At 57.7% G+C, this 18,837-nt stretch carries 23 protein-coding genes and 1 riboswitch; of the genes, 12 read left to right on the top strand and 11 right to left on the bottom strand.

The window, feature by feature from the left end; all coding sequences use genetic code 11:
* Window positions 1–132: 132 nt before the first annotated feature.
* Together sdaA and J0X03_RS09815 are read left to right on the top strand one after the other, a co-directional pair.
* On the top strand, window positions 133–1,497 hold the full coding sequence (sdaA, locus tag J0X03_RS09820; RefSeq protein ID WP_033650934.1) for an L-serine ammonia-lyase: 1,365 nt from the start codon (window positions 133–135) through the stop codon (window positions 1,495–1,497).
* Window positions 1,498–1,764: 267 nt separating this feature from the next.
* Window positions 1,765–3,351, top strand: coding sequence for an EAL domain-containing protein (locus J0X03_RS09815; protein ID WP_033643382.1), 1,587 nt, complete (start codon window positions 1,765–1,767; stop codon window positions 3,349–3,351).
* Window positions 3,352–3,367: 16 nt separating this feature from the next.
* On the opposite strand, the gene J0X03_RS09810 is transcribed toward J0X03_RS09815, so the two are convergent.
* Window positions 3,368–4,912, bottom strand: coding sequence for a TerC family protein (locus J0X03_RS09810; RefSeq protein ID WP_160204360.1), 1,545 nt, complete (start codon window positions 4,910–4,912; stop codon window positions 3,368–3,370).
* Between the two features lie 562 nt (window positions 4,913–5,474).
* Between J0X03_RS09810 and manX the strand changes: the two genes are divergently transcribed.
* The 5 genes from manX (at window position 5,475) to mntP (ending at window position 9,644) form a co-directional block, all read left to right on the top strand.
* Window positions 5,475–6,434 (top strand): PTS mannose transporter subunit IIAB, encoded by a 960-nt coding sequence (gene manX, locus J0X03_RS09805; RefSeq protein WP_042784756.1) that lies wholly within the window; start codon window positions 5,475–5,477, stop codon window positions 6,432–6,434.
* 56 nt (window positions 6,435–6,490) lie between these two features.
* The gene (locus J0X03_RS09800) at window positions 6,491–7,291 is read left to right on the top strand and encodes a PTS mannose/fructose/sorbose transporter subunit IIC (RefSeq protein WP_033634888.1); all 801 of its coding nucleotides are present in this window, start codon (window positions 6,491–6,493) and stop codon (window positions 7,289–7,291) included.
* A gap of 15 nt (window positions 7,292–7,306) precedes the next feature.
* Complete coding sequence (locus J0X03_RS09795; protein WP_033634889.1) at window positions 7,307–8,149, top strand: PTS mannose transporter subunit IID; 843 nt, start codon at window positions 7,307–7,309, stop codon at window positions 8,147–8,149.
* Between the two features lie 54 nt (window positions 8,150–8,203).
* Entirely contained in the window at window positions 8,204–8,662 is a 459-nt protein-coding gene (locus J0X03_RS09790) for a DUF986 family protein (protein WP_046687256.1), read from the top strand.
* Between the two features lie 218 nt (window positions 8,663–8,880).
* A riboswitch (yybP-ykoY riboswitch) is annotated at window positions 8,881–9,063 on the top strand.
* A gap of 11 nt (window positions 9,064–9,074) precedes the next feature.
* Window positions 9,075–9,644 carry a manganese efflux pump MntP gene (gene mntP, locus J0X03_RS09785; RefSeq protein ID WP_206975699.1) on the top strand — a complete coding sequence of 190 codons (570 nt, stop codon included), beginning with the start codon at window positions 9,075–9,077 and terminating at the stop codon, window positions 9,642–9,644.
* Between the two features lie 62 nt (window positions 9,645–9,706).
* Here the strand turns inward: mntP and rlmA are convergent, their stop codons facing one another.
* A complete protein-coding gene (rlmA, locus tag J0X03_RS09780) occupies window positions 9,707–10,525 on the bottom strand; it encodes a 23S rRNA (guanine(745)-N(1))-methyltransferase (protein WP_033643386.1) in 819 nt (272 codons plus the stop codon).
* A gap of 161 nt (window positions 10,526–10,686) precedes the next feature.
* Here rlmA and pgeF point away from each other — a divergent pair, with 161 nt between their 5' ends.
* Window positions 10,687–11,403, top strand: a complete 717-nt coding sequence (gene pgeF, locus J0X03_RS09775; RefSeq protein WP_069100974.1) for a peptidoglycan editing factor PgeF — start codon at window positions 10,687–10,689, stop codon at window positions 11,401–11,403.
* A 52-nt stretch (window positions 11,404–11,455) separates the two neighbouring features.
* Here the strand turns inward: pgeF and cspE are convergent, their stop codons facing one another.
* From cspE to J0X03_RS09760, 3 genes are all read right to left on the bottom strand, one after another.
* Window positions 11,456–11,665 carry a transcription antiterminator/RNA stability regulator CspE gene (gene cspE, locus J0X03_RS09770; RefSeq protein WP_002221949.1) on the bottom strand — a complete coding sequence of 70 codons (210 nt, stop codon included), beginning with the start codon at window positions 11,663–11,665 and terminating at the stop codon, window positions 11,456–11,458.
* A 41-nt stretch (window positions 11,666–11,706) separates the two neighbouring features.
* Window positions 11,707–11,823: a DUF2627 domain-containing protein gene (locus tag J0X03_RS09765; RefSeq protein ID WP_002211058.1), complete on the bottom strand. Its 117-nt coding sequence runs from the start codon at window positions 11,821–11,823 to the stop codon at window positions 11,707–11,709.
* 682 nt (window positions 11,824–12,505) lie between these two features.
* Complete coding sequence (locus J0X03_RS09760) at window positions 12,506–13,540, bottom strand: MBL fold metallo-hydrolase (protein ID WP_160204361.1); 1,035 nt, start codon at window positions 13,538–13,540, stop codon at window positions 12,506–12,508.
* Between the two features lie 221 nt (window positions 13,541–13,761).
* Here J0X03_RS09760 and J0X03_RS09755 point away from each other — a divergent pair, with 221 nt between their 5' ends.
* Window positions 13,762–14,052 carry a hypothetical protein gene (locus J0X03_RS09755; protein ID WP_033643389.1) on the top strand — a complete coding sequence of 97 codons (291 nt, stop codon included), beginning with the start codon at window positions 13,762–13,764 and terminating at the stop codon, window positions 14,050–14,052.
* Between the two features lie 40 nt (window positions 14,053–14,092).
* Here J0X03_RS09755 and J0X03_RS09750 read toward each other — a convergent pair whose 3' ends face one another.
* From J0X03_RS09750 to J0X03_RS09740, 3 genes are all read right to left on the bottom strand, one after another.
* Entirely contained in the window at window positions 14,093–15,454 is a 1,362-nt protein-coding gene (locus tag J0X03_RS09750; RefSeq protein ID WP_089194867.1) for an amino acid permease, read from the bottom strand.
* Window positions 15,455–15,629: 175 nt separating this feature from the next.
* Entirely contained in the window at window positions 15,630–15,866 is a 237-nt protein-coding gene (locus tag J0X03_RS09745) for a DUF4060 family protein (protein ID WP_025303167.1), read from the bottom strand.
* A 75-nt stretch (window positions 15,867–15,941) separates the two neighbouring features.
* Window positions 15,942–16,244, bottom strand: a complete 303-nt coding sequence (locus J0X03_RS09740) for a phage protein NinX family protein (RefSeq protein ID WP_033643391.1) — start codon at window positions 16,242–16,244, stop codon at window positions 15,942–15,944.
* 169 nt (window positions 16,245–16,413) lie between these two features.
* Here J0X03_RS09740 and fos point away from each other — a divergent pair, with 169 nt between their 5' ends.
* Entirely contained in the window at window positions 16,414–16,821 is a 408-nt protein-coding gene (gene fos / locus J0X03_RS09735; RefSeq protein WP_033643393.1) for a fosfomycin resistance glutathione transferase, read from the top strand.
* 38 nt (window positions 16,822–16,859) lie between these two features.
* On the opposite strand, the gene J0X03_RS09730 is transcribed toward fos, so the two are convergent.
* Both J0X03_RS09730 and mgrB read right to left on the bottom strand, forming a co-directional pair.
* The gene (locus tag J0X03_RS09730; RefSeq protein WP_033643394.1) at window positions 16,860–17,135 is read right to left on the bottom strand and encodes a YebO family protein; all 276 of its coding nucleotides are present in this window, start codon (window positions 17,133–17,135) and stop codon (window positions 16,860–16,862) included.
* Between the two features lie 81 nt (window positions 17,136–17,216).
* Window positions 17,217–17,333: a PhoP/PhoQ regulatory lipoprotein MgrB gene (gene mgrB / locus J0X03_RS09725; RefSeq protein ID WP_019452853.1), complete on the bottom strand. Its 117-nt coding sequence runs from the start codon at window positions 17,331–17,333 to the stop codon at window positions 17,217–17,219.
* Window positions 17,334–17,536: 203 nt separating this feature from the next.
* Here mgrB and J0X03_RS09720 point away from each other — a divergent pair, with 203 nt between their 5' ends.
* A complete protein-coding gene (locus tag J0X03_RS09720; RefSeq protein WP_033643398.1) occupies window positions 17,537–17,770 on the top strand; it encodes a YobH family protein in 234 nt (77 codons plus the stop codon).
* 40 nt (window positions 17,771–17,810) lie between these two features.
* Here J0X03_RS09720 and J0X03_RS09715 read toward each other — a convergent pair whose 3' ends face one another.
* Entirely contained in the window at window positions 17,811–18,050 is a 240-nt protein-coding gene (locus tag J0X03_RS09715; RefSeq protein ID WP_033643399.1) for a DUF2766 family protein, read from the bottom strand.
* Between the two features lie 188 nt (window positions 18,051–18,238).
* On the opposite strand from J0X03_RS09715, the gene J0X03_RS09710 reads away from it, so the two are divergent.
* Complete coding sequence (locus J0X03_RS09710) at window positions 18,239–18,451, top strand: YccJ family protein (RefSeq protein WP_004927694.1); 213 nt, start codon at window positions 18,239–18,241, stop codon at window positions 18,449–18,451.
* Window positions 18,452–18,837 lie beyond the last annotated feature (386 nt).

Genomic DNA, 18,837 nt, shown 5'->3' with positions numbered 1-18,837 from the left:
GACACCACGGATTATTTAATTTCATGCGAAAAAGGCAGCCGAACCCGCACGGCCCTTTTACAATATCGCTGTTCCCTGCGCGGTTTTTAACCGCCGCAGCCATAACAATACGTCTCTTTAAGGAGTTTTAGCGTGATTAGCGTTTTCGACATGTTTAAGATCGGCATCGGCCCGTCCAGCTCTCATACGGTTGGACCGATGAAAGCCGGCAAACAGTTTGTCGACGATCTGGTAAATAAAGGCCTGATGCCTTCTATCACGCGTGTTGCCGTAGACGTTTACGGCTCACTCTCATTGACCGGCAAAGGTCACCATACCGATATCGCTATCATTCTCGGCCTGGCCGGCAACATGCCGGACACCGTCGATATCGATAGCATTCCGGGTTTTATTCGCGATGTAGAACAACGTCAACGCCTGATGCTGGCCAACGGCCTGCATGAAGTCGATTTCCCGCGCGACGGCGGCATGGTCTTCCGCAGCGACAACCTGCCGCTGCACGAAAACGGTATGCAGGTCCACGCCTTCGCCGGCGATAAAGAAGTGTACAGCAAGACCTATTATTCTATCGGCGGCGGCTTCATCGTCGATGAAGAGAACTTCGGCAAGGCCGCCGAGCAAGAACTGCAAATGCCTTATCCGTTCAATTCCGCGCGCGAAATGCTCGACCACTGTCGCGATACCGGGCTGTCGCTGTCCGGCATGGTGATGCAGAACGAACTGGCGCTGCACAGCAAGCAAGAGATCGACACCTACTTCGGTAACGTCTGGCAAACCATGCGCGCCTGCATCGATCGCGGTCTGAACACCGAAGGCGTGCTGCCGGGCCCGCTGCGCGTGCCGCGCCGTGCCTCCGCGCTGCGCCGCATGCTGGTGGCGTCGGATAAACTGTCCAACGATCCGATGAACGTGATCGACTGGGTCAACATGTTCGCGCTGGCGGTTAACGAAGAAAACGCCGCCGGCGGCCGCGTCGTCACCGCGCCGACCAACGGCGCCTGCGGCATCGTGCCTGCCGTGCTGGCTTACTACGATCACTTCATCGAGTCCGTCAGCCCGGACATCTATATCCGCTACTTTATGGCGGCGGGCGCCATCGGCGCGCTGTACAAGATGAACGCCTCCATTTCCGGCGCCGAAGTCGGCTGTCAGGGTGAAGTCGGCGTGGCCTGCTCCATGGCGGCGGCCGGCCTGGCCGAACTGCTGGGCGGCAGCCCTGAGCAGGTGTGCGTGGCGGCGGAAATCGGCATGGAACACAACCTGGGTCTGACCTGCGATCCGGTCGCCGGCCAGGTGCAGGTGCCGTGCATTGAGCGCAACGCCATCGCCTCGGTCAAGGCGATCAATGCCGCCCGCATGGCCCTGCGCCGCACCAGCGAACCGCGCGTTTCGCTGGATAAGGTGATCGAGACCATGTATGAAACCGGCAAAGACATGAACGCCAAGTATCGAGAAACATCACGCGGCGGCCTGGCTATCAAGGTGCAATGCGACTGACCGACAACCCCGCCATCCGGCGGGGTTTTTTATGGGTAATCAATTCATTGAGCGTTTTTGTGACAATGTCACCAGAAAAAATCCTGCATTTTTCTCATCGATCCGGCGGTTAGCCTGCAAATTGACCTTCTGTTTTGCCAAATCGAAATAATTTACTGAGTTACCATCAATCTTGTATAACCTCAGGCTAGAATTAGCCGAGCGTAACTTAAGGATCTATGGCCTGACCGTGACTCGGAGCTGGATTACCGAACAAGGATTTACCGGATGTTGATGACCCACCTCGCCGCGTCCCAATATCGTTACTACCGTTGGCTGCTGGCCGGAGCGGTGGGCGCGGCTATTCTGTTGGTATCGCTGTATACCCGTTACTATCAAGAGGTCAAAAGCATCGAGCAGAGCCAGCAAACGTTGGCCACCCGCACCGTCGGCAAGATTGACCAGCTGCTGTCCCCCGCACAGCTGCAGGCGGAACGCAGTATGGACATGCTGGAACAACCCTGCGAGAACGTCTCATCGACCCTACGCTTTCGCGCTGCGCAAAATCAGGCGCTGCGCGCCATGCTGCTGGTAAAAAATGGCGTCATCTACTGCTCCAGCCTGTTTGGCGCCCGTCATTATCAGTTGGCCGCCGTGCTGCCGATTTTCGTCAACAGCAACGTCAAGCTGGCGCTGCGCCCTTCGTTGGCGGTGAGCAAAGGACTGCCCACGTTGGTGATGTGGACACCCTCCCCCGGCGATAGAACCAGCGGCGTTCTGCACGTCTTCAATATCGAGCTGTTATCGAACTTTTTACTCGAACCGCAGGAGCCTTATGTTCAGCGAATGGTGCTGAACGTAGCCGACAGCAGCCTGGAATACGGACGCCGTGAAATCCTGCGCCGCGACACCCTGACCAACGACCTGCGTTACACCGCCGGTTCCGAGCGGTACCCGTTCTCGATTTCGCTGTTCGGCCCGCAGGTCGGCATGCTGGCGTTTTCCGCACTGCCGCGCCATATTCCTCTGGCGCTGTTGATCAGCCTGCTGGCGGCCTACGTGGTCTACCTGCTCACCGCTAACCGTATGAGCCTGTCTTATCACATCGGTCATGCCATTACCCACCGGGAGTTCCGCGTTTACTGCCAACCGATCATTCACAGCGATACCGGCCGCTGCGCCGGCGTCGAGATGCTGCTGCGTTGGAAAAAGAAACGGCAGGGGTGGATCTCGCCCGACGTGTTTATCCCGCTGGCCGAGCAGCATGAGCTGATCATTCCGCTGACCCGCTATCTGATGAACACCGTGACGGAAAATCTGCAGCTGTTCCCGCCGCGGCCGTCGTTCTACATCAGCATCAACGTCGCGGCCGAACATTTTAAAACGCTCAACATCATCGACGATATCCGCCAGATTTGGCTGCCGGCGCACCCAATGCCGTCACTGATGCTGGAGCTGACCGAGCGCACCGCGCTGTCGGCCATCCAGCATGACCAGATCCGGACGCTGAAAGACATGGGTATCATGCTGGCCATCGACGATTTCGGCACCGGCCACAGTTCGCTGAGCTACCTGAAAAACCTCAGCCCGGACGTGTTGAAGATCGACCGCGGGTTTACCGCGGCCATCGGCACCGACGCGGTAAACGCCACGGTGACCGACACCATCATTACGCTGGCGCAGCGGCTGAAGCTGAAGTTGGTGGCTGAAGGGGTAGAAACGGCGGAACAGGCTGACTATCTGCGCTCACGCGAGGTCAATGCCCTGCAGGGGTATTATTTCGCCAAACCGATGCCGATCCACGTTTTCCCGCTGTGGTTGCAGCAGTACGAATCGCGCGTCAGACATGCGCAAGAGGATCCGCCGGAGGCCTGAGCCTCCGGCGAACGGGTTACGACTGCGTCGGCTCGTCAAAGACGACGCGGGTGACACGCACCAGTTCGATGCGGTATTCGGAGACGTCGACGATATCGAAACGCAGGTAGTTCAGCTCGATAGTATCCCCCACCACCGGCATCTGGCCGTAGTGGGCCAACAGCAGCCCCGCCAGGGTGGCGTAGTCCGCGGTTGGGCTCACCAGGTCATCGCAGGCCAGCGCCTGTTCCAGCGAGTGCAGGTCGGTCCCGCCCTTCACCAGCCAGCCGTCGCCTTCCGCCACAATGTCCGGGGTTTCATCTTCGTCCGGGAATTCACCGGCAATCGCTTCCAGCACGTCCAGCGGCGTCACCAGCCCTTGCACGACGCCGAACTCGTTGGTGACCACCACCAGACGCCCTTTGGCGCGACGCAGCACCGCCAACAGCTTGATGACGTCCATGGTTTCCGGCACCACGATCGGCGGCGTGCGGGCGGCGAACTCGGCGATATCTTCACCCTGCTCCAGCGCCACCAGCAGATCCTTGGCGCGCACCACGCCGACAATCTCATCCACCGAATCGCGGCACACCGGGAACAGACTGTGCGGCGTGTCCAGCAGCTGTTCGCGCACCTCTTCACGAGAGCGCTCGCAATCGACCCAGGAAATCTCGGTGCGCGGCGTCATCACGCTGCGCAATGAGCGCGAGGCCAGCGTCAGCACGCCGCTGATCATATAACGCTCTTCCTCCGCAAAGGTTTCATCCCGCGGCAAGGCGACCGCATCGTCCGTCTGCTGCGCGCGCTGCTGCCCCATCAGGCGCATGATCGCTTCCGCGGTGCGCTCGCGCATCGGGCGACGCGCCTGATGCTTGATGAAGTTGCGACGCGCGATCTGGTTGAACAATTCAATCAGGATCGAGAAGCCGATCGCGGCGTACAGATAACCTTTAGGAATATGCAAGCCGAAGCCTTCGGCGATCAGGCTCAGGCCGATCATCAACAGGAAGCTCAGGCACAGCACCACAATGGTCGGGTGCGCGTTAACGAAGTTAGTCAACGGTTTGGACGCCAACAGCATCACCGCCATCGCGATCACCACCGCCGCCATCATCACCGGCAGATCGTTCACCATGCCCACTGCGGTAATCACCGCATCGAGCGAGAACACCGCGTCGAGGATGACGATCTGCACCACCACCGCCCAGAACTTGGCGTAACCGCGGTTGGCGCCGTCCTGGTGCGTCTGCCCTTCCAGCCGTTCATGCAGCTCCATGGTGGCCTTGAACAGCAGGAACACCCCGCCGAACAGCAGGATAAGATCGCGGCCCGAGAAGCTGAAATCGCCGACGCTGAACAGCGGCGTGGTCAGCGTAACCATCCAGGAGATCACCGACAACAGGCCCAAACGCATCAGCAGTGCCAGCGACAGGCCGATGATGCGCGCTTTATCACGCTGCTTCGGCGGCAGCTTGTCGGCCAAAATGGCAATGAACACCAGGTTGTCGATGCCCAGCACGATTTCCAGCACCACCAGCGTAAGCAACCCCGCCCAGATAGAGGGGTCCATTAAAAATTCCATATCAGACTCCAGAGAAAAGTGGGAACGAGCGCAGGAGGCTCAGACGTGACGATGCCGCCGCTGCATGGGCGCAGTCGACAATAGCAAGGTGACGGGATGGGATTACCGGGTGGTGGCCGAGCGGCCGAACAGCATATGTAACGCCAGCAGGTGGCGGGTGAAACCTGGAAAAACAGTAACTTCGGTGACAGTCCATAGGGAGGGCTGAGGCCCTTCACTCCTTAGTGATGAAAGAGGAAATTACTGTATCAGGATTTTTCTGGCGGACAAAGCGGCTTTTTCAAAGGCGGTTTAAGGTTGCGCCCTGTCATCTCGCCCACGACCGTTAAGATTTATCCGAGCATTCAATAGCGGAGCAGCGTCACAAAAAATATTTTTTCACTCACTAAAATAAATGACGCGTTCGTGAAGTATCGCGCACAGGCATTTGAAACTGCGTGAGAAATGTTAGGCGTGCGTTTCTTTTTTTCTACCATAATGTATCTGAACCGCGGAAGTGACTGCCAAGACGGCACGGAAGAACGATACACACCGTGCCTGGAGTTCAACGAGGAGGTAGCGAGTGGCAATAGCTATTATCATCGGCACACACGGGGCTGCAGCGGAACAACTGCTGAAAACGGCGGAGATGCTATTGGGCGAGCAGGACAACGTCGCCTTTATAGACTTCGTTCCCGGTGAGAATGCCGAAACGTTAATCGTCAAGTACAACGAAAAAATCAGTGGATTGGATACCAGCGGCGGCGTGCTGTTCCTGGTGGATACCTGGGGCGGTAGCCCGTTCAACGCCGCCAGCCGCATTGCGGTCGATAAAGACAACTATGAGGTCGTCACCGGGGTCAACATCCCGATGCTGGTGGAAACCTTCATGGCGCGGGACGATAACCCCGCTTTCGATGAACTGGTGGCGCTGGCGTTGGAAACCGGCCGAGAAGGCGTGAAAGCGCTGAAAAAACCGCAGGAAGAACCCGCAAAACCCGCAGCACCCGCCCCGAAAGCCGCTGCTCCTCAAGCGCCGTTGGGGCCGAACGATCACATGAAAATCGGCCTGGCGCGTATCGACGATCGCTTAATCCACGGCCAGGTCGCCACCCGCTGGACCAAAGAGACCAACGTCAGCCGCATCATCGTCGTCAGCGATGAGGTCGCCGCCGACCATGTGCGCAAGACCTTGTTGACCCAGGTTGCCCCGCCGGGCGTCACCGCTCACGTGGTGGACGTGGCGAAGGCCATCCGCGTCTGGAACAACCCGAAATACGCCAACGATCGCGTGATGCTGTTATTCACCAACCCGACCGACGTTTGGCGTCTGGTGGAAGGCGGCGTGGAGATTACATCCGTCAATATCGGCGGCATGGCGTTCCGTCAGGGGAAAACCCAGGTGAACAACGCCGTTTCCGTCGATGAAAAAGATATCGAAGCGTTTAAGAAGCTGAACGACCGCGGTATCGAGCTGGAGGTGCGTAAGGTCTCGTCCGACAGCCGGCTAAAAATGATGGACCTGATTAACAAACTCAATTAGTGGCGCCAGCCGCTGATTATTTTACTCAGAGCTTTTTTGGTCATAGGAGAAGTGCAATGGAGATCACCACTCTTCAGATTGTGCTGATATTTATCGTTGCCTGTATCGCCGGGATGGGTTCCGTCCTCGACGAGTTCCAGTTCCACCGCCCGCTGGTCGCCTGTACCCTGATCGGCTTCATCCTCGGCGACATGAAAACCGGCATCATCATCGGCGGTACGCTGGAAATGATCGCCCTCGGCTGGATGAACATCGGTGCGGCGGTCGCGCCGGATGCCGCCCTGGCGTCCATCATCTCGACCATTCTGGTCATCGCCGGTGGGCAGAGCGTCGGCGCCGGTATCGCGCTGGCCATTCCGCTGGCGGCGGCCGGCCAGGTGCTGACCATCATCGTGCGTACCCTCACCGTGGCCTTCCAGCACGCGGCGGACAGCGCTGCGGAGCGCGGCAGCCTGCGCGCCATCACCTGGATCCATATCGGCGCCCTGCTGCTGCAGGCGATGCGTATCGCCATCCCTGCGGTCATCGTCGCCATTTCGGTCGGCACCGCCGGGGTACACGCCCTGCTCAACTCGATCCCGGAAGTGGTCACCAGCGGCCTGAACATCGCCGGCGGCATGATCGTCGTGGTCGGTTACGCAATGGTGATTAACATGATGCGCGCCGGCTACCTGATGCCGTTCTTCTATCTCGGTTTCGTTACCGCCGCCTTCACCAACTTCAACCTGGTGGCGCTCGGCGTCATCGGCGTGGTGATGGCCGTGCTGTATATCCAGCTCAGCCCGAAATACAACAAATCTCAGGTTGTCCAGGCCGGCCCGGCTAACGCGAACGATCTCGATAACGAACTCGACTAGGAATAGGTGAGAGAAATGGTTGATACAACTGCTCAAAAGAAACTCACGCCGGCCGACATTCGCGGCGTATTCCTGCGCTCTAACCTGTTCCAGGGGTCATGGAACTTCGAACGCATGCAGGCGCTGGGTTTTTGCTTCTCGATGGTGCCGGTGATCCGTCGCCTGTATCCGGAAAACAATGACGATCGCAAACAGGCGATCAAACGCCATCTCGAATTCTTCAACACGCACCCTTACGTGGCGGCGCCGGTGCTCGGCGTGACCATGGCGATGGAAGAGCAACGCGCCAACGGCGCGCCGATCGACGACGGCGCGATCAACGGCATCAAGGTCGGTTTGATGGGGCCGTTGGCAGGCGTCGGTGACCCGATCTTCTGGGGCACCGTGCGGCCGGTGTTCGCCGCGCTCGGCGCCGGCATCGCCATGAGCGGCAGCCTGCTCGGACCGATCCTGTTCTTCGTGCTGTTCAACCTGGTGCGCCTGCTGACCCGCTACTACGGCGTGGCCTACGGTTACCGTAAAGGGGTGGATATCGTCAACGACATGGGCGGCGGCTTCCTGCAAAAACTGACGGAAGGAGCGTCCATTCTCGGCCTGTTTGTGATGGGGGCGCTGGTCAACAAGTGGACGCACGTGAATATCCCGCTGGTGGTGTCCAAGATAACCGACCAGACCGGGCATACCAACGTCACCACGGTGCAGACTATCCTCGACCAGCTGATGCCGGGCCTGGTGCCGTTGCTGCTGACCTTCGCCTGCATGTGGCTGCTGCGCAAGAAAGTCAACGCGCTGTGGATTATCATCGGCTTCTTCGTCATCGGTATCTTTGGCTATTGGATTGGCCTGCTGGGCCTGTAATCGTTCGAAACGGCCGGGGGGCAACCCCCGGCTTTTTTATGTGTGGAGCAAGAGATGTCACTGACCGACGCCGTACTGATGCTGTTCATCACCCTGCTGTTGCTGTATTCGCTGTATGACGAATTCGGCATGGATCTGCTGAAAGGCAAAACGCGGCTCAAAGTGCCGCTCAAACGCCGCAACCGGCTCGACAGCCTGATTTTCGTCGGCCTGATCGCCATTCTGATTTACCGCAACGTCACCACCAACGGCGCGGCATTAACCACTTACCTGCTTATTTCTTTGGCGCTGCTCGCCATCTATATCGCTTATATTCGCTCGCCCAAGATGGTGTTTAAAGCGCACGGTTTTTTCTTCGCCAATGTGTTTGTCGAATATAACCGCATTAAAGCCATGAATTTATCGGAGGATGGCATTCTGGCCATCGACCTGGAACAGCGCCGGCTGTTGGTTCAGGTAACTCACCTGGACGACCTGGAGAAGATTTATCACTTTTTCGTTGATAATCAATAAATAAAAATAAATCCATTCCGTTATCGCTCAAACCCCGCGCTGCTTGTGGACAATTAATCGGCAGCGCCATTTCCTTTCTGACTATTATTTCCGCAACATTGTTACCCCCGGCTACATTATATTCCCGCATGAACTCAGATTAATGAAAACGAGTCTCAATTAAGAGCCAATATAGCCAAAGAATAAGGTTGTCGATGGCTGAAATAATATGGTATGGTTGCGCCGTCATTGGGGAGTAGCCGGTTTCTGGAGAATAAAAACCAGAAACGCCCGTATCAACATACTCGTTTCGCCGTATGAAACGTGGTGCGGGCAGCCAGGTAAGGTTGGCGAGACCATAGACACGTAACTCCGTCGTTTGGTTGGGGGTGGGTTACGTGTATATGGAGCCACCCGGCCGAGGCTATTTCACATGAACCTTTCAGCAACGCTTATTCTCGCTTTCGGCATGTCCATGGATGCTTTCGCCGCTTCAATTGGCAAAGGCGCCAGCCTGCATCAACCCCGTTTTCGCGAAGCGATCCGCACCGGCCTGATCTTCGGCGTGGTGGAAGCGATCACCCCGCTCATCGGTTGGGCCATCGGCCTGTTCGCCAGCCAATACATCATGGAATGGGACCACTGGGTCGCCTTCTCGCTGCTGTTCATTCTCGGCATGCGCATGATCGTCGAAGGGGGGCGCAACAGGCCCGACGAAGAAGAGAAGGTCAAACGCCATGGTTTCTGGTTATTGGTCGCCACCGCCATCGCCACCAGCCTCGACGCCATGGCGATCGGCGTCGGCCTGGCCTTCCTGCAGGTGAATATCGTGCACACCGCGATGGCCATCGGCTGCGCCACCATGATCATGGCGACGCTGGGCATGATGATCGGCCGCTTTATCGGCCCGCTGCTCGGCAAACGCGCCGAGATCCTCGGCGGCGTGGTGCTGATAGGTATCGGCGTCAACATCCTGCTGGAACACCTCGGCTACCTGGCCTGAGGCGACCGAACTGCAAAAAAAACCTGCCGCGGCAGGTTTTTTTGTTTCTGGACGCGCGCCTTTTAAGCGCGACGTCGGTACAGCGCCAGGACGAAATCCGTCTCGCACACAAACTCCCCGCCCTCGGCCAACCGCTGTTGCACTTCCGGCGTGGCGCGCCAGGCGAACGGCGTCATCTGCAGCAGGTTGGCGGCCTGCGCGCCCGGCAAGGTCATCGTATAGGCCAGCGCCTCTTTGCGCTCGCAGTCGAACCCATCGAACTGTTCGTCCTGTTCGGCATGCAGCTGCACCTGCTGGTACACCCGCTCTTTCAGCTGGTACAGATGACGCGGGCCCGGCGAAACCGTCACTACCACGCCGCCCGGCTTCACCACCCGCGCCAGCTCCTGCGCCTTGCAAGGGGCGTAGATGCGCAAGACCGCATCCAGCGCCCCGTCGGCGAACGGCAAGCGGTGGCTGGAGGCGACGCAGAACGAGACCGCCGGATAACGTTTGGCGGCATAGCGGATCGCCACCTTCGCGACGTCCAACCCGTAGACCGCCATATTGCGCCCCTGGGCCAGCCGTGAGGCCACGGCGGCGGTGTAATACCCTTCCCCACAGCCTATGTCCAATAACGCGCCAGCATCGGCCGCCAGCGCCACATCCAGCCACTCGGCCACCTGCGCTTGCAGCGGCTGATAATACCCACCGTCGAGAAACGCGCGCCGCGCCTGCATCATTTCCGCGCTGTCTCCCGGCTGTTTCGATCGCTTGTGCTGTACCGGCAGCAGATTGACGTAGCCCTCTTTGGCCTGATCGAACTGATGATTGCTGTCGCAACGCCATTGTTGAGACGAAAAATGCAGCGGCTGATGACACAGGGGACATTGATAAGACATGAATGGGCTTCCAGAGAGACAGGGCGCGGCTAGTCTAAAGAAGGCGCCGGTTTGATGCAAGGCGCATCCCCGCTCGCTTTCATCGCCAACAACACCTGGCCAAGCGGGGAAAAAGCTGGCTACACTGAGAGTCTGTTTTCTCACGCAGGTGAAAATAATTTATGAGCGATCATTCCGCGCTGCTCGATGCGGTGCCCCACATTCAGCACGGCTTCGGCAGCAAACTCGCGCTGCTGCCGGGGCATCTGCTGCCCTACAGCGGCACATTGCCGGAAAAGAAGCAGGTGCATGGCACCCGCATCGTCGATGTGCTGCAACCGGCGCAGACGTGCGGTGAGGCCGATGGCTTCTACACGCGCCAGCCCGGCATTCTGCTCAGCGTGCTGACGGCGGATTGCCTGCCGGTGCTGTTCAGCCGTCGTGACGGCGGCGCCATCGCGGCGGTGCACGCCGGCTGGCGCGGGTTGCTGGACGGTATTCTGGAACAGATGGCGGCCCGCATTCGCCAGGACGGCGACACCGCCGATTGGGTGGCCTCCATCGGTCCCGCCGCCGGCCCGTGCTGTTACGAAGTTGACGAAGCGCTGGTGGAAAACTTTAAACAGCGTCTGCCGCTGCCCGCTACGCTGATCAGCCCGCACTATCGGCATCTGGATCTGGCCGCGATCGCCGAATACAAGCTGACGGCACTCGGCTTCGCCGCCGTTGACCGCTCAGGCAGTTGCACTATCTGCACGCCGGACGTCGATCCGCAGCGGCCGCAGCGCTTCAAATACACCAGCTATCGCCGCAACAGCCATCGGCGCGCGCAGGATCCGACGCATCCGGGCATTAAAGGCCGCAACCAGTACGCCGGCATCGTCATCGTCGCCGAATGACGGAAACGAAAAAGCCCGCGCGAAGGCGGGCTTTTTGTACAGCTGACGCTGATTAGATAGCAGTAACGTTTACTGCAGATGGGCCTTTCTGGCCATCTTGGATTTCGAACTCAACGTTCTGGCCTTCAGCCAGGGTTTTGAAGCCGTTACCCTGGATTGCAGAGAAGTGTACGAACACGTCTTTGCTGCCGTCAGCCGGGGTGATGAAACCGAAACCTTTAGACTCGTTGAACCACTTAACTTGACCTTTGATCTTTGCCATCTTGAGTATTTCCTTTGGATTGTTTAAACCGCCCGTAGGCGTTACATAGACAAACTAGAGTCGTTACTGCTTGAGGCACTAAGATAAGGATCGGCAGAGAAGCGGTATTCAACGCTAACGTCTTTACTCAGAACTTCTTTACTGAAAATGCCACACATATACAGAACTGTACCTCGTTTTACCCAGATGCGTTATCACATACTCTGTATGCGATGGCAAGCCATTTTTAATCACTGAACGACATGTCGCACATATTTGAAACGGTCGAGAGCCACATTTGCTTAAATAGGCCAAAAGATGTTGAAGCATCGGCTATTTTCTGCTTGCCAAAATCACTGCGCCAGACCCCGCATTCTGCTGGCGTTTTAACAAAACTTTCATCGTATTGACGCCTATCTGTCTCGTCATTTCCGCTTTTTTGCCGCTTATAGCGTTAAAAAATTTGAATCTTTATGGAATTTGATATGCAACATTTGAATATCGATGAACGGGGGCCAATTTATTCATCGCTCCTCCGACCATTTACCGCCGGAAAGCCCATTCATCATCGGCTTTCAGCCCTGCCGCCAAACGGCGCGGGCGAGCACGGCGCACGGGCCAGCGGTGACGCATCCGCCCTGCACAACGGATGCATAAACATGCAAAGTGCCGACACCTCTCCCGCTTGCCGGTGGGTTCATCATAAATAATCCGAATATCATTAACCTCAATAGCCGGAATAGTCTTATCAATAACGAAAGTTCAACGTTGAATTAAATCCTGAAAACAAGGGGGTTATTTGAATCACCACCCGCGCTTATCAATTCGGCTAATTACAGCCGCGCTTTCAAACCGTTGGTTTTATTCATCCCGCAGCGCCGCCGGGTGATGAGGTAACGCAGACGGTGAGCCCTGCAACGCGATGCGCTCGCCAATCTTCAGCGGATGGAATTGATGCTGCTCCAGCCCCGCTTCACTCAACGCCAGGTTCAACTGCTGCGGCGGCTCGTCCAGCGATTCATCCGCCAATTCGAACACCCCCCAATGAATGGGAATGGCGCGCGGCTGATTCAGTTGACGGTACAGCGTCACCGACTGCTGCGGATCCATATGCTGCTCCTGCATAAACCAGCGCGGCGCATAGGCGCCGATGGGCAGCGCCGCCACGTCGAACGGCCCCAGCAGTTGACCGATCTCCGCCAACCGTTCCGAATAGCCGCTGTCACCGGAAAAATAAAACCGTAGCGCCGGATGGTGGATCACCCAGCCGCACCACAGCGAGCGATTGCGATCCCACAGCGTGCGCATGCTCCAGTGCCGCGCCGGCGTGGCGTAGACCGTCAGCTCGCCCAACGGCAGACTCTGCCACCAGTCCAGCTCATGCACCTTCAGCCGATAACGGCGGAACCAGCGCTTCAAGCCGAGCGGCACGATGAACTCGGCCTGAGGGAAACGCCGCGCCAATTGCCGCACCGTGCGCCTGTCAAGGTGGTCATAATGGTTATGGGAGATCAGCACCGCATCCACCGCCGGCAGTTGCTCCACCGTCAGCGGCGGCGGCGTTCTGCGCTTCGGGCCGTAAAAGCTCAGCGGCGATGCGCGTTGGGACAACACCGGATCGATCAGGATATAGCGCCCGCTCAACCGCAGCAGCATCGAGGCATGCCCCAACCACCAGACGCTGTCGCCACTGCCGCTGAGATCGGCCGGCTGCCACCAGCGTTCGGTAAATTGCGCGTAGCCCTGCTGCGGCGGCTTGGGCAACCCCTGGCGCTTGCGCTCATCTTGCCAACGTTGAAGATCCCCCTCCTGACGCCGCGAAGGTTCCGGGTTGCGAAATCCCTCCGGCGTGTGATGCGCCTTGGCCGCGTCGTAATAACGGTTGATTCTTTTCATCCAGCGTCTTCTCCCGACCCTCAGCGCCCTGCACGGGCATGACTTTCAGTGTAACAAACCCGATGAAGCTCGCACTTCGTCAGCCGTGCGCTGCATTGAGGGAGCTTTTGCCGTATGCTGTTGTCTCACTTCGGTGAGACAGCCAGGGCCGCCAAGAGCCCGTTAAGACTCTCTTAAGAACTTTGTGATTGACTTGTAGGGCATACAGAAAAGGAGAAGTTATGAGTCGTTCGACATCCCGCAAATCAGGCGCAGGCCTGGGGCGCCGTATTCGCAGCGCGCTGCTGGCGCAGAAGCAATACTGGAAAATGTATTTCGCCATGAAGCTGCGCCGCGTGCGCGTGCCTGCACCGCTGGTGCTGCTTGGCGGTTCGCTGCTCGGGTTCTTCATGCTGACCCTGCTGATGCTCAGCGTGGTGACCATCGACGTCATCAGCACCCTGCTGCTGCTGTGCCGGAAACTGCTGGGACGGGGTGACGGTGAGGGGCGCGCCTTTATGCCGCGCAGCTGACGAGAAGAGCGCGGAGGCGCAATACGCCTCCGCGCGCAGATTAACGCTTGGCGCCTTTGCGGCGCGTCAGCATGAATCCGCCCCACAGCACTGCAACCCACACCGGCATCAACAGCACCGAAATGCGGATCCCTTCGCTGAAATACATAATCACCAAAATCAGGCCGAGGAACGCCAGGCACAGATAGTTGCCGAACGGATACCACAGCGCCTTAAAGCTCGGAATGACGCCCTGACGGTTCTTCGCCGCACGGAATTTCAGGTGCGCCAGGCAGATCATCACCCAGTTGATCACCAGGGTGGACACCACCAGCGCCATCAGCAGCTCAAACGCCTTGCCGGGCATCAGATAGTTGATCAACACGCCGATCGAGGTAATCAGCGCCGACAGCGCGATGGACAGCACCGGCACGCCGCGCTTGTTGACGCGCGTCAGCGCTTTCGGCGCATTGCCCTGGCTGGCCAGCCCGAACAACATGCGGCTGTTGGCGTAAACGCCGCTGTTGTAGACCGACAATGCGGCGGTCAGCACCACCACGTTGAGCACCGTCGCCACCAGATTGCTGTTCAGCGCATGGAAGATCAGCACGAACGGGCTGCCGCCCTCCACCACTTGCCCCCACGGATAAAGCGAGAGCAGTACGGTCAGCGAACCGATATAGAAAATCAGAATGCGGTACACCACCTGATTGGTCGCTTTAGGAATGCTGCGACGCGGATCGGCGGCTTCCGCCGCGGTGATGCCCACCATCTCCAGCCCGCCGAACGAGAACATGATCACCGCCATCGCCATCACCAGCCCCGAGAAGCCGTGCGGCATAAAGCCGCCCTGCTGCCACAGGTTGGTGACACTGGCCTGTGGCCCACCGTTGCCGCTGGCCAACAGCCAGGCGCCAAACACGATCATGCCGACAATCGCCACCACCTTGATGATGGCGAACCAAAACTCGGTTTCGCCGTACAGGCGCACGTTCACCAGGTTGATCAGATTGATCAACACAAAGAACAGCGCGGCGGACGCCCAGGTGGGGATCTCTGGCCACCAGTACTGAATGTAGATGCCGACGGCGGTCAATTCCGCCATGCCGACCAGAATGAACATCGCCCAGTAGTTCCAGCCGGAAAGGAAACCGGCGAAATCACCCCAATATTTATAGGCAAAGTGACTGAAAGATCCGGCGACCGGCTCCTCCACCACCATTTCGCCCAGCTGGCGCATGATCAAAAACGCGATAAAACCGCCGATGGCGTAGCCCAACAGCACGGCGGGGCCGGCCATTTTAATGGTTTGCGCAATGCCGAGAAATAAACCGGTGCCGATGGCGCCCCCGAGGGCAATAAGCTGTATGTGTCTGTTTTTTAATCCGCGTTTTAGCGGGGTATCCTGATGCTGACCGCCCATCTTATCCTCATATGGCGTACCTCCTTGCCGTTATCGGCCAAGATTTCACCAATCAATAAATGTATCTGCGGGCGGCTTTTTAACACTTAACCCCGTGAGCATCAAGGAGTAGCGCCCCGAGACGGCAGACCGGAGCGCGATTTTTTAACCGAGGGAGAGCGGGTAACGGCGGCGTTCAGCCAGGCATACCGCACAGTTTGGTCAGGTTGCGCGCGCCGATCATCAGCGTGGCGACATAAGATTGGCGACGCGTAACCACTTCCACCGCCACGCGATCGTTTTGATATTTTATCAGATAGGTCGAGGGCCAGCCCTGACGGCGCTGGCCGAAGCTTTCGGCATGACGATCGATCGCCGCATGGGCAATCACCAGATGAGACAAGTTTTTATCACCTTTGATAATGCGCTTCATAAACAGCCTCCGCCAACGACAGCTCTGTTATTAGAAAAAGGAGAAACTCTTACCAATCACCGGTATTTTTGCGAATCAGTTAGCCTGTCGGCTCATCAGAAAACAGATCATCGCCGCGCGCAGCGGGCTGGCGCTGTCGGCCTGCCATTCACCGCCCTGGGTGCTCATTCGCGCCTGCCACTGTGGGCTGTCGCTGTGGTTGTCGGGGTTCAGACTGATTTTGTTGGCGCAAATGATCGGCCAGGCGTCGGAGGGATTCTTGCAGTAATCTTTACCTTTCACGCCGCCGTAGGGATACCACTTGTCCGGGTTCTCCCCGGTCAGCAGCGCAATGCTGCGGTTCACTTCGGCATCGCTTTCTTCGTACCATTTAATCATCGGCTTTATCCATCTTTTGTAAGGTTCGCGCTACATTACGATGTCTGTAAGACAGTTTTATGACAGCGTCGCCGGTTTTCACATTATCTGCACTAATGTTTCGCCCCCTTTAACTTTTCTCCCCTTCTGCGTACACTTTTCGTCTGTTTAGCGCCCAGGAAACGCACGCATGTTGACCGGCCTCAACCACCTGACGCTCGCCGTCAGCGATCTCGATCGCAGCTTCGATTTTTACCGTCATCTGTTGGGGTTTACCCCTCACGCCCGCTGGCAAGGCGGCGCCTATCTGTCGTTGGGGGCGTTGTGGCTGTGCCTGTCATTGGATGAGGCCCGCACGCAACCACGGGCGCGTGATTACACCCATTACGCCTTCAGCGTAGCGCCGGAACACATTGAACGGGTCAGCGAGCGGCTGCGCCAGAGCGGCGCAGAAGAGTGGAAAAGCAATCGCAGCGAGGGCGAGTCGCTCTATTTTCTCGATCCTGATGGGCATCAGTTGGAGATCCATGCCGGCGATCTGGCCAGCCGCCTGGCGGCATGCCGGGAAAAACCGTATCAGGGCATGGTATTTTACTGAAGCGCCCCGGCGGCGCAGCGCCGGCCGGAGCAAGGTGTTCAACGTTCGGGGATAAAACCTTTAAAATCCAGCGCGGGGCTGAGATCGTCGTCATCAGCATCGCCGCCGTCGGCGCGAGCGCTGTGCGCCAAACGCTTCAACAGCGCCGTTTGTTGACGTTGCTGCTCGGCAATTTCCTGCAGCAGGCGAATCTGCTCGTTGGCGCGCACGCTGGCGCGGTTCACCAGGAACCAAACCCAGAGCCCCACCAGCAACGCCACGGCGGCGAGAGCCAACGACAACAGGCCGTTCTGGCCAAAACCTAAATCGTACATGGACAACCCTATCTACTGCGAAATTCAGGCCGCCATCTTAACACTCGCGGCGGCCGGGCGAACATCCCTGCCAAAAATTGCTTACCAGGGTACGAAGCGCGTCACCGAACAGATGCCCAGCGCAAAATTTCCACCATCGTCGCAATAACTGTCCAGCGCCAACAGGTAGAAAAACAGGCAAGCAGCGACGGCCGTCATTATCACGAGGATTTTTTTTCGCAACAAATTTAGCAGCCTCATTGTTATCAGGATGGTCTATCGCGCATGTTATCACAGCAAAGTTAAACGAAGTTTAACTTGTCGTTTAGATTTCTGGCTATCGCCCGATTTTCAGACTGTTACCCTTGCCCTCGCGCTGGCGCCGTGGCTAGATGAACCCTCAGGGATAACGAGGAAACGCAATGAGCAGACTGATTAAGTGGGTACTGGTATTGGCGGTCATTTACGGCGGCTTTTTGATCTCGGGCTACGGCGTGCTGATCGGCAGCAACAAGAACGTCGGCGGATTGGGATTGCAGTGCAAATACCTGACGGCGCGCAACGTGGCGATCGCCCAGTACGTCAATGGCGACAACGGTTTCATCGGCGTGACCGACTGCCCGCTGTTCAAGAAAATCGAAACGGTGGTGGATTAACCGCCACCGCCCGACGCCGTCGCTCTGCGGCGGCTCCGCCTCAATCGCGGGTAAACTTCAACTCGATCAGCGCAATCGCCTTGTCAATCGCTCTGCGGGTCACCGGATCGGCGCCGGCGGGATGCGTGGAGAAATCGATGCTTTTGAGCTGGCCCGCCATCTTGTCGCGCACTTCGGTCGGCGCAATCACGTCGATAACGTCCAGAATCTGTTTAATGACCAGTTGGCAAGCGACCAGATCGGAAGCCAATTCCTGCTCGTTGCTCAGCATGTCAGACATAATAACTTTCCCTCTTGATTCAAACGCCGCACAGAATAGCATGCCGCCTGCGCCATTGCCCGCCCTCCCCGCCTTTTTCCCCATTCTGCGCACCGCCGGGCAAAAGCCCGCGGCAGATTAGCCTATACTTGCAGCATGACGGTGATAAAAACATCCGTAACCTAAGCCACAACCAACAGGAGATAGTTATGGCGAATCACAATGTGAAATCCTGGGCAACAGTGCGTGAAACTTCGGTGGAAATTGCCGAAGCTATTTTTGAACTGGCAGGGAACGATGAAGTGTTGGCGCAGAAAATCTGGGAAGAAGGCAGCGATGAAGCGCTGGAAAAGGCTTTTGCCAAAACCACCGCCGACCAGCTTTATTGGGGAGAGGAAACCGTCGAGCGTAAAAACGTTTAAGCCGCCAGGCAACAAAAAGCCCGGGTTTCTGGCCCAGGCTTTCCCGATTAGCGCTCACCCCGCTCAGCGGCGTGCATCTCTGCTTGCTCTCACGGTTCTTCACCTCCCACACCTTCCGCATTTTTCATGCTCATCACCGGCGTCGCCATAAAAGCGCCGACGCCCACGATTACAACCAGAGTAATAATCACTGTCATTAACATGCGATCACCCCATCAACGTTGAGTTGTTACGGCTGACTCTGTTTTGGCGGTTCTTGCTGCGGTCTGCTCCGCGTCACCCACCGCGGCGGCGACAGTCTCAGATTAGCCGTTTTTCCTTTCGGCTGACAAGCGGCGGTTCAACGGTTTTTCCGAATCATGCCCCGTCATCGGCGGCGTTTTTTG

The sequence above is a fragment of the Serratia ureilytica genome (assembly GCF_017309605.1).
GTDB classification, from domain to species: Bacteria; Pseudomonadota; Gammaproteobacteria; order Enterobacterales; family Enterobacteriaceae; genus Serratia; species Serratia ureilytica.
The sequence above is the reverse complement of the archived record's forward strand: the minus strand, read 5'-3'. Positions and strand labels throughout refer to the sequence as shown.

Excerpts from the sequence above, each read along its gene's own strand:
- J0X03_RS09810 (WP_160204360.1), bottom strand. The coding sequence starts at position 4,912 with ATGGAATTTTTAATGGACCCCTCTATCTGGGCGGGGTTGCTTACGCTG.
- J0X03_RS09740 (WP_033643391.1), bottom strand. The coding sequence starts at position 16,244 with ATGATTAAATGGTACGAAGAAAGCGATGCCGAAGTGAACCGCAGCATT.
- mntP (WP_206975699.1), top strand. The coding sequence starts at position 9,075 with ATGAACCTTTCAGCAACGCTTATTCTCGCTTTCGGCATGTCCATGGAT.
- J0X03_RS09765 (WP_002211058.1), bottom strand. The coding sequence starts at position 11,823 with ATGTGTGGCATTTTCAGTAAAGAAGTTCTGAGTAAAGACGTTAGCGTT.
- J0X03_RS09815 (WP_033643382.1), top strand. The coding sequence starts at position 1,765 with ATGTTGATGACCCACCTCGCCGCGTCCCAATATCGTTACTACCGTTGG.
- J0X03_RS09730 (WP_033643394.1), bottom strand. The coding sequence starts at position 17,135 with ATGTACGATTTAGGTTTTGGCCAGAACGGCCTGTTGTCGTTGGCTCTC.
- J0X03_RS09750 (WP_089194867.1), bottom strand. The coding sequence starts at position 15,454 with ATGGGCGGTCAGCATCAGGATACCCCGCTAAAACGCGGATTAAAAAAC.
- pgeF (WP_069100974.1), top strand. The coding sequence starts at position 10,687 with ATGAGCGATCATTCCGCGCTGCTCGATGCGGTGCCCCACATTCAGCAC.
- J0X03_RS09800 (WP_033634888.1), top strand. The coding sequence starts at position 6,491 with ATGGAGATCACCACTCTTCAGATTGTGCTGATATTTATCGTTGCCTGT.
- J0X03_RS09745 (WP_025303167.1), bottom strand. The coding sequence starts at position 15,866 with ATGAAGCGCATTATCAAAGGTGATAAAAACTTGTCTCATCTGGTGATT.
- mgrB (WP_019452853.1), bottom strand. The coding sequence starts at position 17,333 with ATGACGGCCGTCGCTGCTTGCCTGTTTTTCTACCTGTTGGCGCTGGAC.
- rlmA (WP_033643386.1), bottom strand. The coding sequence starts at position 10,525 with ATGTCTTATCAATGTCCCCTGTGTCATCAGCCGCTGCATTTTTCGTCT.
- cspE (WP_002221949.1), bottom strand. The coding sequence starts at position 11,665 with ATGGCAAAGATCAAAGGTCAAGTTAAGTGGTTCAACGAGTCTAAAGGT.
- J0X03_RS09790 (WP_046687256.1), top strand. The coding sequence starts at position 8,204 with ATGTCACTGACCGACGCCGTACTGATGCTGTTCATCACCCTGCTGTTG.
- J0X03_RS09710 (WP_004927694.1), top strand. The coding sequence starts at position 18,239 with ATGGCGAATCACAATGTGAAATCCTGGGCAACAGTGCGTGAAACTTCG.
- J0X03_RS09715 (WP_033643399.1), bottom strand. The coding sequence starts at position 18,050 with ATGTCTGACATGCTGAGCAACGAGCAGGAATTGGCTTCCGATCTGGTC.
- J0X03_RS09720 (WP_033643398.1), top strand. The coding sequence starts at position 17,537 with ATGAGCAGACTGATTAAGTGGGTACTGGTATTGGCGGTCATTTACGGC.
- J0X03_RS09795 (WP_033634889.1), top strand. The coding sequence starts at position 7,307 with ATGGTTGATACAACTGCTCAAAAGAAACTCACGCCGGCCGACATTCGC.
- J0X03_RS09760 (WP_160204361.1), bottom strand. The coding sequence starts at position 13,540 with ATGAAAAGAATCAACCGTTATTACGACGCGGCCAAGGCGCATCACACG.
- J0X03_RS09755 (WP_033643389.1), top strand. The coding sequence starts at position 13,762 with ATGAGTCGTTCGACATCCCGCAAATCAGGCGCAGGCCTGGGGCGCCGT.
- fos (WP_033643393.1), top strand. The coding sequence starts at position 16,414 with ATGTTGACCGGCCTCAACCACCTGACGCTCGCCGTCAGCGATCTCGAT.